Below are 13,235 nucleotides of genomic sequence, written 5' to 3' on the forward strand. Positions count from 1 at the left end.
CGTCAGGGCCCAGGTCCGGGTGCTGCCCCACCAGCTCCGCCAGGGATCGACCCTCAGTGAACGAACGGCGTACCAGTTCTCCGACCGTGGCGTGGGCCTCCCGGAACGGCGTGCCTCTCGCCACCAACCACTCCGCCAGGTCGGTCGCGGAGGATGTCGCGGTGTCGGCCGCTGTCCGCATGGCTTCGACGTCGAACCGCACCGTTCGCAGGAGCCCAGCCATCGCGCCGAGCGCCAGCTCGACCTGATCGAGGGCGTCGAAGAGTGGCTCCTTGTCCTCCTGCAGGTCGCGGTTGTAGGCCAGCGGGAGACCCTTCAAGGTGGCGAGGAACCCGGTGAGGTCACCGATGAGGCGGCCGCTCTTGCCCCGGGCGAGCTCAGCGATGTCGGGGTTCTTCTTCTGCGGCAGCATCGAGCTGCCGGTGGCATAGGCGTCATCGAGGTGGGCGAACCCGAACTCTTCACTCGACCACAGGACGATCTCCTCGCCGATCCGCGACAGGTGCACCCCGACCATCGCCAGGTCGAAGAGCACCTCGGCCACGAAGTCCCGATCGCTGACCGCGTCGAGGCTGTTGTCGAACACCGCGGCGAACCCGAGCTCGGCCGCCACCCCCGCGGGGTCGAGTCTGAGCGAGGACCCGGCGAGGGCCCCGGCACCGAGCGGCGACACATCGAGGCGGCGACGGGTGTCGATCAGGCGATCAACGTCTCGGGCCAACGCCCACCCGTGTGCCAACAGGTGGTGGGCGAGCAGGACCGGCTGCGCCCGCTGCAGATGGGTGTAACCGGGGAGGTAGGCGTCAGCGGCCTCCACCGCCCTCGCCAGCAGCACCTGCTGCAGCTCGAGGAGACGGGACGCGATGTGGTGCACCGCTCGCTTGGTGTACAGGCGCAGGTCGGTCGCCACCTGGTCGTTACGGCTCCGCCCGGTGTGGAGCTTCGCCCCGGCGGCGCCGGCGAGCTCGGTGACCCGCCGCTCGATGGCGGTGTGGATGTCCTCGTCCGAGGGGACGAACACGAAGCTCCCCGCCTCCAGCTCGCTCGCCACCTGGTCGAGCGCGCCGAGCACCATGCCCGCTTCGTCGTCCGTGAGCACGCCGGCTCTCACCAGGCCCCTGACGTGGGCCCGCGACCCCTGCAGGTCGTCGGCCGCCAACCGCCGGTCGAACGGCAAGCTGGCCGTGAACGCCAGCAGCTCCTCGGCGGGGCCGCCCTCGAACCGGCCGTGCCACAACGTGCTCATCGCTCAGCTCCGCGCCGACTGCCGAGCGGCCCAGGTCTGGATCCCGAGCCCCCACAGGCGCACGAATCCCTCGGAGTCAGCGTGGTTGAAGCTGTCGGCGGCGTCATAGGTGGCCAGGCCGTAGTCGTAGAGACTGAACTCGCTGCGCCGCCCGACCACATAGCACCGGCCAGGCTCCAGTCGTAGTCGGACCTCACCGGTCACGTACCGCTGGCTGGCGTCGACGAACGCGTCCAGCGCCTCCTTGAGCGGCGAGTACCACATCCCGTCATAGACCAGATCCGCGTAGCGCGGTTCGAGACGCTGCTTCTCGTGAAGCAGGTCCCGCTCGAGGGTGATGCTCTCCAGGTCGCGGTGGGCGTCGATCAACGCCAGCGCGCCGGGTGCCTCGTAGGTCTCGCGGCTCTTGATACCCACCCGGCGGTTCTCGACCATGTCGAGCCGTCCCCAGCCGTACGCACCGACGGCGGCGTTGAGCTCGGTGATCAGCTCGTGCAAGGGGCGCTCCACACCATCGAGGCGCACCGGGACCCCCTCCTCGAAGGCGATGACCACCTCCCGGGCTTCGCTGGCCGTGGGCACCGTCATGCTCCACACCCCCTCGGGCGGCCGCGCCCAGGGATCCTCCATCTCACCGCACTCGATGGCTCTGCCCCACAGGTTGTCATCGATCGAGTAGAGCTTCTCCTTGGTGGCGGCCACGGGGATGCCGTGCGCCGCCGCGTACTCGATCGACATCTCCCTGGTCATCCCCCAGTGGCGGACCGGAGCCAGGATCTCCAGGTCGGGCGCCAGGGCCCGGGTGGCCACCTCGAACCGCACCTGATCGTTGCCCTTGCCGGTGCAGCCGTGTGCGACGGCATCGGCTCCGTGTTCTCGGGCCGCGCGCACGAGGTGCCGCACGATCACCGGACGCGAGAGTGCGGACACCAGCGGATAACGCCCCTCGTACAGGGCGTTCGCCTTGAGCGCCGGCGCCAGGAAGTCCCGTGCGAACTCCTCCCGGCAGTCCACGACGATCGCCTCGACCGCGCCGGCCGCGAACGCTTTCGCTCGCAGCCCGTCCCAGTCCGCCTCCTGGCCGACATCACAGGCCACGGCGATCACCTCGACGCCGTAGTTCTCGATCATCCATCGGACCGCGACGGAGGTGTCGAGGCCTCCGCTGTAGGCGAGGACTGCGCGTCTGGTCATGACGTTCTCTCTTCCTGACGACCTTCCATCAACACGAACGATGCGAGCGTCACAAGCCGGCGAGGTCTGCGAGTATGCCGGCCAGGGCCGCGCCCTCGACCCCTTCGGCCGCGACCACGATGAGGGTGTCGTCGCCGGCTACCGTACCGATCACCTCCGGCAACCCGGCCCGGTCGAGCGCCGAGCCCACCACGTGGGCCGACCCGGGCGGGGTTCGCAGGACCACCAGGTTCCCGGACGACGCGACCTCCACCACCCAGTCGCCGAACACCCGCCGGAGATGGTCGTCCGGGGCACGCTGCTCCTTGGGTAGGGCCGGGATCGCGTAGACGGTCTCGCCACCGGGAACCCGCACCTTGATCGCTCCGAGCTCGTCGAGGTCCCGTGACACCGTGGCTTGCGTGGCGACCACGCCCTCGGTCGCGAGTAGCTCGACGAGCTGCGCCTGGCTGCGGACCCGGTGCTGCTCGAGCAGCTTGGCGACCAGGTGCTGGCGTTGCCGCTTCCCCAGCCTGGCCCCCGCCACGCGATCATTCGCCGGCGAGCCCGCGGTCACGGCGCCACCCCGAGCAACCACGCCAGCAGGCCCCGGGCGGCGTGCATGCGGTTCTCCGCCTGCGGCCACACCCAGCTCCGCGGGCCTTCGAGCACCTCCGCGGTCACCTCCTCGCCTCGATGGGCGGGAAGGCAGTGGAGGAAGACGGCCGACGGGGACGCCGCATCCAGCAGCGCCGTGTCCACCGTGAAGCCCGCGAACGCCCGGCGTCGCTCAGCTGCTTCGGCTTCCTGACCCATCGAGGCCCACACGTCCGTGTACACCGCGTCGGCGCCACGGACCGCGTCGAGCGGCTCGGTGGTGAGCTGGGGTTCCACACCCGCGGCCCGGATGCGCTGGATGTCAGCCTCGGCCAGCTCGTAGCCGGGAGGCGACGCCACCCGCACCTGCATGCCCATCATGCCCGCCGCGATGGCCAGCGAGCGGCACACGTTGTTGCCGTCACCGACGTACGCGACGGTGCGACCGGAAAGCGGACCGAAGGCGTCCTCCAGCGTGAGCAGATCAGCCAGCGCCTGCATCGGGTGTGCTTCGTCGGAGAGCAGGTTCACGACCGGAACCGGCGAGACGCTCGCCATCCGCTCGAGATGCGAGTGCTGGAACACCCGGGCGGCGATGACCGCGTGGTAGCAGGCCAGCGTCCGGGTGACATCCTCGACGGTCTCCCGCACGTCGAGGCCCACCTCGTCCGGACGGATGGTCACCGGGTGGCCTCCGAGTTGCACCACGGCCATCTCCATCGAGTTGCGGGTCCGGGCTGAGGGCTTCTCGAACACCAACGCCACCCCCCGGCGCTGCAGCACCGCCGGCAGGTCGCGGCGGCGCGCGAGCGCCAACACAGCCACCAGCTCCTCGGGGGTGAGATCGTCGACCTCCAACAGGTGCCTCACCTGATCTCCTCCTCAGCGAGCACCTGCGCCAGGATGGTGACCGCCTCGTCGATCTCGCCATCGCTCACCATCAGCGGGGGCGCGAACCGCAGTGCCGAGGGGGACACCGCATTCACCACCAGCCCGGCCCGCAGTGAGCCGGCCGCGACCCGGCGGGCGTCGAGTGGGGGCTCGAGCTCGGCAGCCACCAGCAACCCGAGCCCACGGACCTCTCGCACCTGGGGCAGCGAGGCGAGCCGGTCGCGCAGCTGGGCACCCGCCGTCGTGGCCCGCGCCGGCACGTTCTCCCGCTCCATCACCTTCAACACCGCTCGGGCCGCCGCGGCCGCGAGTGGCTGGCCTCCGTAGGTCGTCGCGTGGTCCCCGGGCTCAAAGGCGCCGGCCACGTCCCGGCGGGCCCAACACGCGCCGATCGGCATGCCGTTGCCCAGAGCCTTGGCCATGGTGACCACATCGGGCACCACGTCGAAGTGCTGGTGCCCGAACCACCGGCCGGTGCGCCCAAGACCGGTCTGGACCTCGTCGACCATGAACAGCACCCCACGCTCGTCGCAGAGCCGGCGCACCCCTCGGAAGTACGCCTCGTCGGCCGGATGAACGCCTCCCTCGCCCTGGACCGGCTCCAGCAGCACCGCGGCGACCGAGGAATCGAGGGCGTCATCCAGCGCGCCGAGGTCGTTCCAGGCGACGTGGCGGAACCCCTCGGGAAGGGGCTGGAACGCCTCGTGCTTCTGCGGTTGGCCGGTGGCGTGCAAGGTGGCGAGCGTGCGCCCGTGGAACGACCCGTAGGCACTGACGACGGCATAGCGGCCGCGCCCTCCCCACTTGCGAGCCAGCTTGATCGCGGCCTCGTTCGCCTCGGCACCGGAGTTGCAGAAGAACACCTGCCCGCCTCCACCGAGCAACCGGTCGAGGGTCAGGGCCACCTCGCATGCCGGTTCGGTGGCGAACAGGTTGGAGACGTGCACGAGGGTGTGCGCCTGTCGGGCGATGGCCTCGGCAACCTCGGGGTGGGCGTGGCCGAGGCTCACCACCGCCAGCCCCGCGAGGAAGTCGAGGTAGCGGTTGCCGTCCCGATCCCACAGGATCGTCCCCTGACCTCGCACGAACTGCACAGTGGGCGCCGCGTAGGTGGGCATGAACGGGCAGTGCTCGAGGTCTGCCGGAGCGCCCGTCGCCAGCCGGTGAACGGCCGCCAGCGGGCTCACGCCGGACTCGGTGGTCGTCACGGCTGCACCTCGGGCTCGATCATCGTGCCGATCCCGGCGTCGGTGAACAGCTCGAGCAGCAGCACGTGGGGCACCCGGCCGTCCAGCAGGTGCGCGGAGCGGGCCCCCCCTCCGAGCGCGTCGAGGCAGGCGCGGATCTTGGGGAGCATCCCGCCCTCGAGGGCGCCGGCTTCGACCAGCGCCTCGAGCTCGGTCACGGTGGTGCGACCGATGAGCGAGGACGGGTCGTCGAGGTCTCGCAACAGGCCGGCCACGTCGGTCAGGTACACCACCTTCTCGGCCTCCAGCGCTCCCGCGATCGCGCCGGCTGCAGTGTCGGCGTTGATGTTGTAGGCCTGGCCGGTCGGATCGGTGCCGATGGTGCTCACCACCGGGATGAGGTCCTCCGCCAGGAGGCGCTCCACGATGTGCGGATTCACCGACACCACGTCGCCCACGAAGCCGAGCTCCGGGTCGCGAGCACCGGCGACGATCAGGCCCGCGTCGGCTCCCGACAGCCCCACGGCGAGCGGCCCGTGCACGTTGATGCTGGCCACGATGTCGCTGTTGATCTTGCCGAGCAACACCATGCGGGCGATATCGAGCGTTTCGGCATCGGTGACCCGGAGGCCTTCGCGGAACTCCGGCTCCTTGCCCAGCCGGGCCATCAGCTCACCGATCTGCGGTCCACCGCCGTGCACCACGACCACCCGGATACCCACCGCCTGGAGCAGCACGATGTCGTCCGCGAAGGTCTGCGCCAGCCGTGGTTCGACCATGGCGTTCCCACCGAGCTTCACCACCAGCGTCGATCCCCGGAACCGGCGGATGTAGGGCAACGCTTCGATGAGCACCTCGGCCGTGAGCGCGGGATCGGCTGCGGTCACGACGTCCCCATGTTCTCGTCGACGTAGGCGTGGGTGAGGTCGTTCGTGAGCAGGCTGGCCCGCCCGGCACCGAGCCCCAGGTCGGCGGTGATGTGCAGGTGCCGCCCAGCCATGTGCTCGGCCAGCGCGTCGCGGTCGTGTTCCACCGCGATCCCTCCGTGGCAGACCGTCACCTCGCCGTAGGTGATGGTCAGCAGCCTCGGGTCGAAGGCGATGCCCGCCGAACCGAGATCGCTGGCGATACGCCCCCAGTAGGGGTCGGCGCCGTACCACGAGCACTTGGTGAGCTGGCTGCGGGCGATCTGGCGCGCACCCCTGGCCGCATCCTCGTCGGAATGTGCGCCGGTGACCGTGAGATGGACGACCTTCGTCGCGCCTTCTGCGTCGCCGGCCATCTGCCCCGCGAGATCACGACAGGCGTCGGCCACCGCCGCCGCCAGCGCGCCGCTGTCCACCCCTCCGGCCCGACCGCTCGCCAGCAGGAGCACGGTGTCGTTGGTCGACTGGCAACCGTCCACGTCGAGCAGGTTGAACGAGCCGGCCACGGCCTCAGCCAGGATCCGCTTCAGCACCGCCGGCTCCGCGGCGGCGTCGGTGGTCAGCACCGCCAGCATCGTGGCCATGTTCGGGGCCAGCATCGCCGCCCCTTTGGCCATCGCGCCCACCACGAACCCCTGGCCACGCACCACGGTCTCCTTGCGATGGGTGTCGGTGGTACGGATCGCCTCGGCCGCGTCGGCCGCCCCCCGCACGTCACGGGCCGCGACCAGAGCGGGGATCGCTGCTGCGATGCGGTCGATGGGCAGCGGGATGCCGATCAGACCGGTCGAACACACCAGCACGTGATGGCGGTCGCAACCGAGCTCTGCAGCGGTGAGGTCGCACATGAGCTCGGCGTCGCGGCAACCGGACTCACCGGTCGCCGCGTTGGCGTTGCCGCTGTTGAGGATCACCGCTGCGGCTCGGCCGCCACTGGTCTGCAGGTGCGAGCGGCTGACCGTCACCGGCGCCGCGGTCATGCGGTTGCTGGTGAACACGCCGGCCGCGGGCACCGGCACCCCGTCCGCCGTGGCCACCAGGGAGAGGTCGAGTGCGCCCGCCTGCTTCACGCCGGCGTGGATCCCGGCGGCGACGAACCCCGCCGGCGCGGTGACGCTCATGGGTACACCCCGATCGCGGAGAGGCCAGTCTCCTCCGATTGTCCCGTGAGGAGGTTGGCGCACTGGATCGCCTGTCCCGAGGCCCCCTTCACCAGGTTGTCGATCGCACACAGCGCGACCACCCAGCCGGTGCGCTCGTCGAAGCGGACCGTGAGGTGCGCGCTGTTCGAGCCGAGCGTGGCCTTGGTGGAGGGCGAGCGGTCGCTCACCACCAGGAACGGCTCACCCGCATAGCGCTCCCGGTAGAGATCGAACAGCGAGCTGGTGGAGACCTCCGCCCGCGGCCGGGCGTAGCAGGTGGCGAGAATCCCGCGGTTCATCGGCGCCAGATGGGGGGTGAACAGCACCGACACCTCATTGCTGTCGACGGCCACACTCGCCAGGACCTGCTCCATCTCGGGGGTGTGCCGGTGCGAGAGCAACCCGTACGCGGTGAAGTCCTCGTCCACCGTGCAGAACGAGGTGGTGGGCTTCGGGGCGCGCCCCGCGCCGGACACCCCACTGGCGGCGTCGACGATGAGACCCGAGGACTCGACCAGTCCCTCCTCCACCAGCGGGGCCAGCGCGAGGGAGGCCGCGGTCGGGTAGCAACCGGGCACGGCCACTCGGGTGGCGCTGGCAAGGTCCTTGCGGAACAGCTCCGGCAGGCCGTAGACGAAGCGCTCGAGCAGCTCGGGCGCGCGGTGCGGCGCGCCATACCACGAGGGGTAGAGGGAGGGGTCGCGGAGCCGGAAGTCGGCGGAGAGGTCGATGACCCATCGCACCGAGGCGGGCAGCCGGCCGACCAGTTCCTGTGAGGCGCCGTGCGGGAGGGCGAGGAAGGCCAGCTCGACACGGCTCAGCAGGCTCGGGTCCTCGAGCGAGTGGAACGACAGGTGTGGGTAGGCGGCTGCCAGGCTCGGGTAGAGCTCGCCCACCGCGGTCCCAGCCTGGGTATCGCCGGTGGCGACCACCACCTCGAAACCGGGATGAGCCGCCAACAGCCGGAGCAGCTCCGCACCGGTGAAGCCCGAGGCCCCGACCACGCCGACCGAGATCATAATACGATTATCATACACATTTTCGTATGAGTATACAACCCTCAGCCCCGCAGCCGCGCCGGGAGCGCTGCTTCGACCGCCGCCACCACGGCCGAGCGCAGCTCTGCCACCTCATCGTCGGTGAGGGTGCGGTCCTCGGCCTGCAGCCGCAAGCGGTACGCGAGGCTGCGGCGCCCCTCAGGTACCGGAGGACCCCGGAAGACGTCGAACAGCCGCAGTGACGAGAGCAGCTCCCCCGCGGTCGATCGGATGACCGACTCGACCTCCGCGGCGGGCACCCCCTCGTCAACCTCGAACGCGAGGTCGAGATCGCTCGAGGGATACCGGCTGACGGGCCGATAGTGGCGCTCGCCGTGCGGTAGGGCGAGGAGATGGTCCAGATCCAGCTCCAGCCAGGCCACTCGCTCGGCGATGCCGAAGCCCGCCAGGACCTCGGGGTCGATCTCCCCCACCGCCCCGACCGGCTCACCGGCCACCACCACCTGGGCGGACCGGGTGGGGTGCAGCCCCGCGACAGGCACCTGCTCCAGACGGGCGTCGGCGACGGCGAGCGCGCCCGCCAGCACCCGCCAAACGCCGACGGCTTCGAACGCGTCCGCGCCGGCCAGCGCGACCCCCAGGTGCTCCGGCTCGTCGGGTAGCTCCTGCCCGTCGACCACTCGGAAAACCTTGCCCACCTCGAACAGGCGCACGCCGAGGTTGCGATGAGACGCGTTGTACCCGAGCGCCTTGAGCAGACCCGGGCGCAGCGAGGTTCGCAGCACGCTCTCCTCGGCCGCCAGGGGGTTGGTGATCGTGATGCCCGGCAGGGGGCTGCCGGTGCGCTCGAGATCACTCGGATCCAGGAACGGCATGGGCATCGCCTCGTCGACCCCCAGACCGACCATCACCTCCCGCACCAGCCGGCGCTCCCGCTGCCGCTCGGTGAGCCCGCCCGTGCGAACAGCCGTCGGCTGCGTGCGGGGGATGTGGCCGTATCCGAAGTGGCGGGCGACCTCCTCGATGACATCGGTCTCGGTGGCGGTGTCCGGCCGGAACGACGGTACCGTCACCGCCAGGGCCTCCTCCTCACCGCCGTTCGCAGCCGGTTCGCAACGGAACCCGATCGGCTCGAGGTAGCCCACGATCTGCGCCGTGCTCAACGATGTCCCCAGCAGGCTGTTCACCCGGCTGGTGCGGACCCGAACCGTCGGAGGTACCGGCAGGTCGCCCCGCTCGTCGATCACCCCCGGTGCCAGCTCGCCGCTGCCGGTGACCAGCAACTCCGCGAAGCGCCGGGCGGCGAGGTCGATCACCTCCGGATCGGTTCCCCGCTCGAATCGGGCCGACGCCTCGCTGCGCAGCCCCAGCCGCTTGGAGGTGCGGGCGATGGCCATCGGCTGCCACCACGCCATCTCCAGGAGGACGTCGGTGGTGGACTGGTCGATCTCGGTCGAGAGGCCTCCCATCACTCCGGCGATGGCTACCGGGGTGCCCTCTCCGTCGGCCACCACCCCGTCGGTCGGACGAAGTGATCGCTCCACACCGTCGAGGGTGACAATGCGCTCGCCATCCCTCGCCCACCGGACCCGCAGACCCCCACCACGGATCTTGGACAGGTCGAAGGTGTGGTTCGGTTGGCCGAGCTCGAGCATCACGTAGTTCGACACGTCCACCACGTGGTTGATGGGCCGCATGCCCAGCGCCAGCAGGCGGGTGCGCAGCCAGGCAGGCGACGAGCCGACGGTGACCCCCCGTAGGAGCCGGGCGACGAAGCGCCCGCAGAGATCGGTGTCGAGGATCTCCACGGAGAAGAACTCCAGTGGTGCACCCTTCTCATCCACCGCAGGATCCGGCAGGGAGAACGGCACCTGCAGCCTGGCTGCCAGGTCACGGGCCACGCCCGCAACGGACATGGCGTCCGGCCGGTTCGGATTGATCTCGAGGTCGTAGAGCACGTCGGTCTCGATACCGAGCGCCGTGCGCAGATCGGTACCGGCCTCAAGCGCCGGGTCGAGGATCAGGATGCCACTGTGATCGGTCCCCAAGCCGAGCTCGGCTGCGGAACAGAGCATGCCGTTCGACCATTCGCCCCGCAGCTTCCGACGCTCGATGCGCAGGCCGCTGGGCATGACCGTACCCAGGGTCGCCAGCGGGACCTTGTCCCCGACCGACATGTTGAACGCGCCGCAGCAGATCTGGCACGGCTGACCGTCGCCCGCATCGACCTCGACCAGCTGGATTTTGTCGGCATCCGGGTGGCGCCGCAGGGCGAGGACCGTCGCCACCACGATGCCGTCGAGGCCCTCGCCGAGCCGTTGGATGGACTCCACGGTCATGCCGAGGTCGCTCATCTGCTCCCCGAGCATCACCGGATCACCCTCGAAGGGCGCGAACTCCCGCAACCACGACAGCAGGACCTTCACGTCAGAACTGCTCCAGGAACCGGACGTCGTTGATCATCAGCTCTCGGATGTCGTCGACGCCGTGCCGCATCAACGCCAGCCGATCGATGCCGAACCCGAACGCGAAGCCCGTCCACTCCTCCGGGTCGAGACCTACGGCGCGGAAGACGTTCGGATGGACCATGCCGCAGCCGCCGAGCTCCAACCACCCCGTCTGACCACAGGTGCGACAGCCCTGGCCCTCACAGATGATGCAGTTGATGTCGTACTCGGCGGAGGGCTCCGTGAACGGGAAGTAGGAGGGGCGCAGCCGCGAGTGGATGGCGCCACCGAAGTAGGCGGTGGTGAACGCCTCGAGGGTGCCCGCCAGGTCGCCGAAGCTCACCTCGCGGTCGACGACCAGCCCCTCGATCTGGTGGAACACAGGCAGATGGCTGGCATCCGCCGTGTCGCGCCGGTAGACGCGCCCGGGCGCGACCACGGCGATCGGCGGTGGCGCGGCCTGCATGACCCGGATCTGCACCGGCGAGGTGTGGGTACGCAGCAGAACTGTCTCCGGCTCACCGAGGTTGACGTAGAGCGTGTCCCACATGCCCCGGGCCGGATGCGCCGCGGGGATGTTGAGGGCCTCGAAGTTGTAGAAGTCGGTCTCGACCTCGGGGCCCTCGGCGACGGTGAACCCCATCCCCACGAACACGTCCTCGAGCCGGTCACGGGTCTGGGTCACCAGATGGTGATGGCCCCGGCGAGCCGGGTCACGGCTCTCGGTGAGATCGAGCCGCTCCTGCTCCAGGCGCTGCGCCCGGGCGAGCCCGTCGAGCTCGGATCGACGGTCGGCAAGCGCGGCCTCCAACGCGCGGCGGGCCTCGTTGAGCGCCTGGCCGGCCATCCGGCGCTGGTCGGGACCGAGCGCTCCCAGCGACTTCTTCACGGTCGTGAGGCGGGCCTTCTTGCCCAGCACCTCGATCTCCACCGACCGCAGTTCGTCCAGCGTTCGGGCAGCGGTGATGCGAGCCACGCCCTCTCGCGTGGTGTCCTCGATCTCGCTGATCAGGTCCCGGTCGCTCACGCCGTTCACCCTGCCGTCACGGGCTCGGCCCGTCCAAATCCGTCGATCGCCGCAGGCTAGGTCAACGGCGTGGACGTGCGAGCCGGAAATCGGGCCGAGTCGTAGCCCCAGGCGCTGCGCCGCCTCGCCCACTCGAAGCACAGCAGCGAGCCCGCCACCGCGACGTTCAGGCTCTCGACCTGGCCTGCCATCGGGATGCTCACCATCACGTCCCCGGGCCCGAGCAGGCCGGGCGGCAGACCCTGGGCCTCACCTCCCAGCACCAGGGCCACGTCGTCGGGCCACGGGTAGCGGTCGAAGGGCCGGTCGCCCGACTGGGTGGCGCCGACGATCGTGAAACCGGCATCCCGCAGCACCGCGACGGCGGTGGCGGGATCAGGGGCGGTGGCGACCGGCACCCGGAACAACGACCCTGCGGAGGCACGGATGGTCTTCGGCGAGAGCGGATCGACCGAGGCTCCACCGAACATCACCCCGCTGGCACCGGCCGCCTCCGCGGTGCGCACGAGAGTGCCCGCGTTGCCGGGATCGGCGACACCTGCCAGCACGAGCACCAACCCTCCACGAGACTGCCCCACGAGCTCGTCGAGAGGCATGGGCCGACCGGCCACCACCGCCATGGCAGGCTGCGGGGCCACCACATCGGCGATCCGACCGAGCACGCCCGGGGCCAGGTGCCGGACCGGCACCCCACGCTCCTGGGCGCGCATCGCCACCTCGGCGAGCGCACCGCCTGCCGGGGCTTCCGCGTCGAGGTACACCTCAACCACCTCGGCACCGCTGGCAAGTGCCTCGAGGACCAACGTCGGCCCCTCGACGACGTACTGGCCGTGCTCCGAACGCGCCCTGCGGCGCCCGAAGAGGCGCCGCAGGTGCTGGACCGTCGGGTTCCGAGCCGACAGCGGGCTCGGTTCGGGGGGCACGGAGGAAAGCTCCCGGCGCTCAGGTGCCGGCCGTCGCCTTCGAGGCCTTCTCGACCAACGCCGCGAAGGCAGCCGGATCCGACACCGCCAGCTCAGCCAGGACCTTGCGGTCCACGTCGACCTGAGCAGCCTTCAGACCGTTGATGAACTGGCTGTAGGTCGTGCCGTTCAGGCGGCAGGCCGCGTTGATCCGCTGGATCCACAGGCGGCGGAACTCGCCCTTGCGGGCTCGGCGATCGCGGTAGGCGTACTGCAGGGAGTGCATCACCTGCTCGTTGGCAGCTCGGTACGAACGGCTCTTGTTGCCGTAGTAGCCCTTGGCGCGCTCGAGCGTGGAGCGGCGATGTTTCTTGCTCGACACGGCTCGCTTCACTCTCGCCATCGGAGGCTCCTTTCGGGGGACGGACGACAGGTCAGGGGCACACGCCGCGGCAGCGCGCGGCGGCGGGGAGGATCAGCTCAGCCGCCGAGCTGCCGGCGAACGTGGCCCAGGTCACCAGGAGCCACCTCGGTGTGGCCGTGCAATCGCCGCTTCCGACGGGGGCTCTTCTTCTCGAGGATGTGGTTCAGGTTCGCCTTGCGGCGCATGATCTTGCCGGTGCCCGTTCGCTTGAAGCGCTTGGCGGCACCTCGGTGGGTCTTCATCTTCGGCATGGCTGTTCTCCGGTCGATGCTGGC

At 70.2% G+C, this 13,235-nt stretch carries 13 protein-coding genes; all 13 read right to left on the reverse strand.

Annotation, left to right across the window (positions count from 1 at the left end):
* Positions 1-1,246 (reverse strand): argininosuccinate lyase (gene argH / locus V7004_RS03650; protein WP_334142288.1); only part of this gene is annotated, 1,246 nt, incomplete at its 3' end.
* A gap of 3 nt (positions 1,247-1,249) precedes the next feature.
* Positions 1,250-2,440 carry an argininosuccinate synthase gene (locus V7004_RS03655; protein ID WP_334142290.1) on the reverse strand — a complete coding sequence of 397 codons (1,191 nt, stop codon included), beginning with the start codon at positions 2,438-2,440 and terminating at the stop codon, positions 1,250-1,252.
* Positions 2,441-2,489: 49 nt separating this feature from the next.
* Positions 2,490-2,996 carry an arginine repressor gene (gene argR / locus V7004_RS03660; protein ID WP_442968003.1) on the reverse strand — a complete coding sequence of 169 codons (507 nt, stop codon included), beginning with the start codon at positions 2,994-2,996 and terminating at the stop codon, positions 2,490-2,492.
* A complete protein-coding gene (gene argF / locus V7004_RS03665; protein WP_334142292.1) occupies positions 2,993-3,886 on the reverse strand; it encodes an ornithine carbamoyltransferase in 894 nt (297 codons plus the stop codon). The genes argR and argF overlap by 4 nt, the downstream gene beginning before the upstream one ends.
* On the reverse strand, positions 3,883-5,094 hold the full coding sequence (locus V7004_RS03670; RefSeq protein ID WP_442968005.1) for an acetylornithine transaminase: 1,212 nt from the start codon (positions 5,092-5,094) through the stop codon (positions 3,883-3,885). Before V7004_RS03670 ends, argF begins: the two co-directional genes overlap by 4 nt.
* Before the next feature lie 17 nt (positions 5,095-5,111).
* On the reverse strand, positions 5,112-5,981 hold the full coding sequence (argB, locus tag V7004_RS03675; RefSeq protein ID WP_334142296.1) for an acetylglutamate kinase: 870 nt from the start codon (positions 5,979-5,981) through the stop codon (positions 5,112-5,114).
* The gene (gene argJ / locus V7004_RS03680; RefSeq protein ID WP_334142297.1) at positions 5,978-7,141 is read right to left on the reverse strand and encodes a bifunctional glutamate N-acetyltransferase/amino-acid acetyltransferase ArgJ; all 1,164 of its coding nucleotides are present in this window, start codon (positions 7,139-7,141) and stop codon (positions 5,978-5,980) included. The genes argB and argJ overlap by 4 nt, the downstream gene beginning before the upstream one ends.
* Positions 7,138-8,181: an N-acetyl-gamma-glutamyl-phosphate reductase gene (gene argC / locus V7004_RS03685; protein WP_334142298.1), complete on the reverse strand. Its 1,044-nt coding sequence runs from the start codon at positions 8,179-8,181 to the stop codon at positions 7,138-7,140. The genes argJ and argC overlap by 4 nt, the downstream gene beginning before the upstream one ends.
* Before the next feature lie 41 nt (positions 8,182-8,222).
* On the reverse strand, positions 8,223-10,586 hold the full coding sequence (gene pheT / locus V7004_RS03690) for a phenylalanine--tRNA ligase subunit beta (RefSeq protein WP_334142299.1): 2,364 nt from the start codon (positions 10,584-10,586) through the stop codon (positions 8,223-8,225).
* Position 10,587: 1 nt separating this feature from the next.
* Positions 10,588-11,634 (reverse strand): phenylalanine--tRNA ligase subunit alpha, encoded by a 1,047-nt coding sequence (gene pheS / locus V7004_RS03695; protein ID WP_334142300.1) that lies wholly within the window; start codon positions 11,632-11,634, stop codon positions 10,588-10,590.
* Between the two features lie 56 nt (positions 11,635-11,690).
* Positions 11,691-12,557 carry a TrmH family RNA methyltransferase gene (locus V7004_RS03700; protein WP_334142301.1) on the reverse strand — a complete coding sequence of 289 codons (867 nt, stop codon included), beginning with the start codon at positions 12,555-12,557 and terminating at the stop codon, positions 11,691-11,693.
* Between the two features lie 19 nt (positions 12,558-12,576).
* Entirely contained in the window at positions 12,577-12,939 is a 363-nt protein-coding gene (gene rplT / locus V7004_RS03705) for a 50S ribosomal protein L20 (RefSeq protein WP_334142302.1), read from the reverse strand.
* Positions 12,940-13,016: 77 nt separating this feature from the next.
* A complete protein-coding gene (gene rpmI / locus V7004_RS03710) occupies positions 13,017-13,211 on the reverse strand; it encodes a 50S ribosomal protein L35 (RefSeq protein WP_334142303.1) in 195 nt (64 codons plus the stop codon).
* Between the last annotated feature and the right edge of the window lie 24 nt (positions 13,212-13,235).

The sequence above is a fragment of the Rhabdothermincola sp. genome (genome assembly GCF_036846205.1).
Classification (GTDB): Bacteria; Actinomycetota; Acidimicrobiia; order Acidimicrobiales; family Acidimicrobilacustridaceae; genus Rhabdothermincola.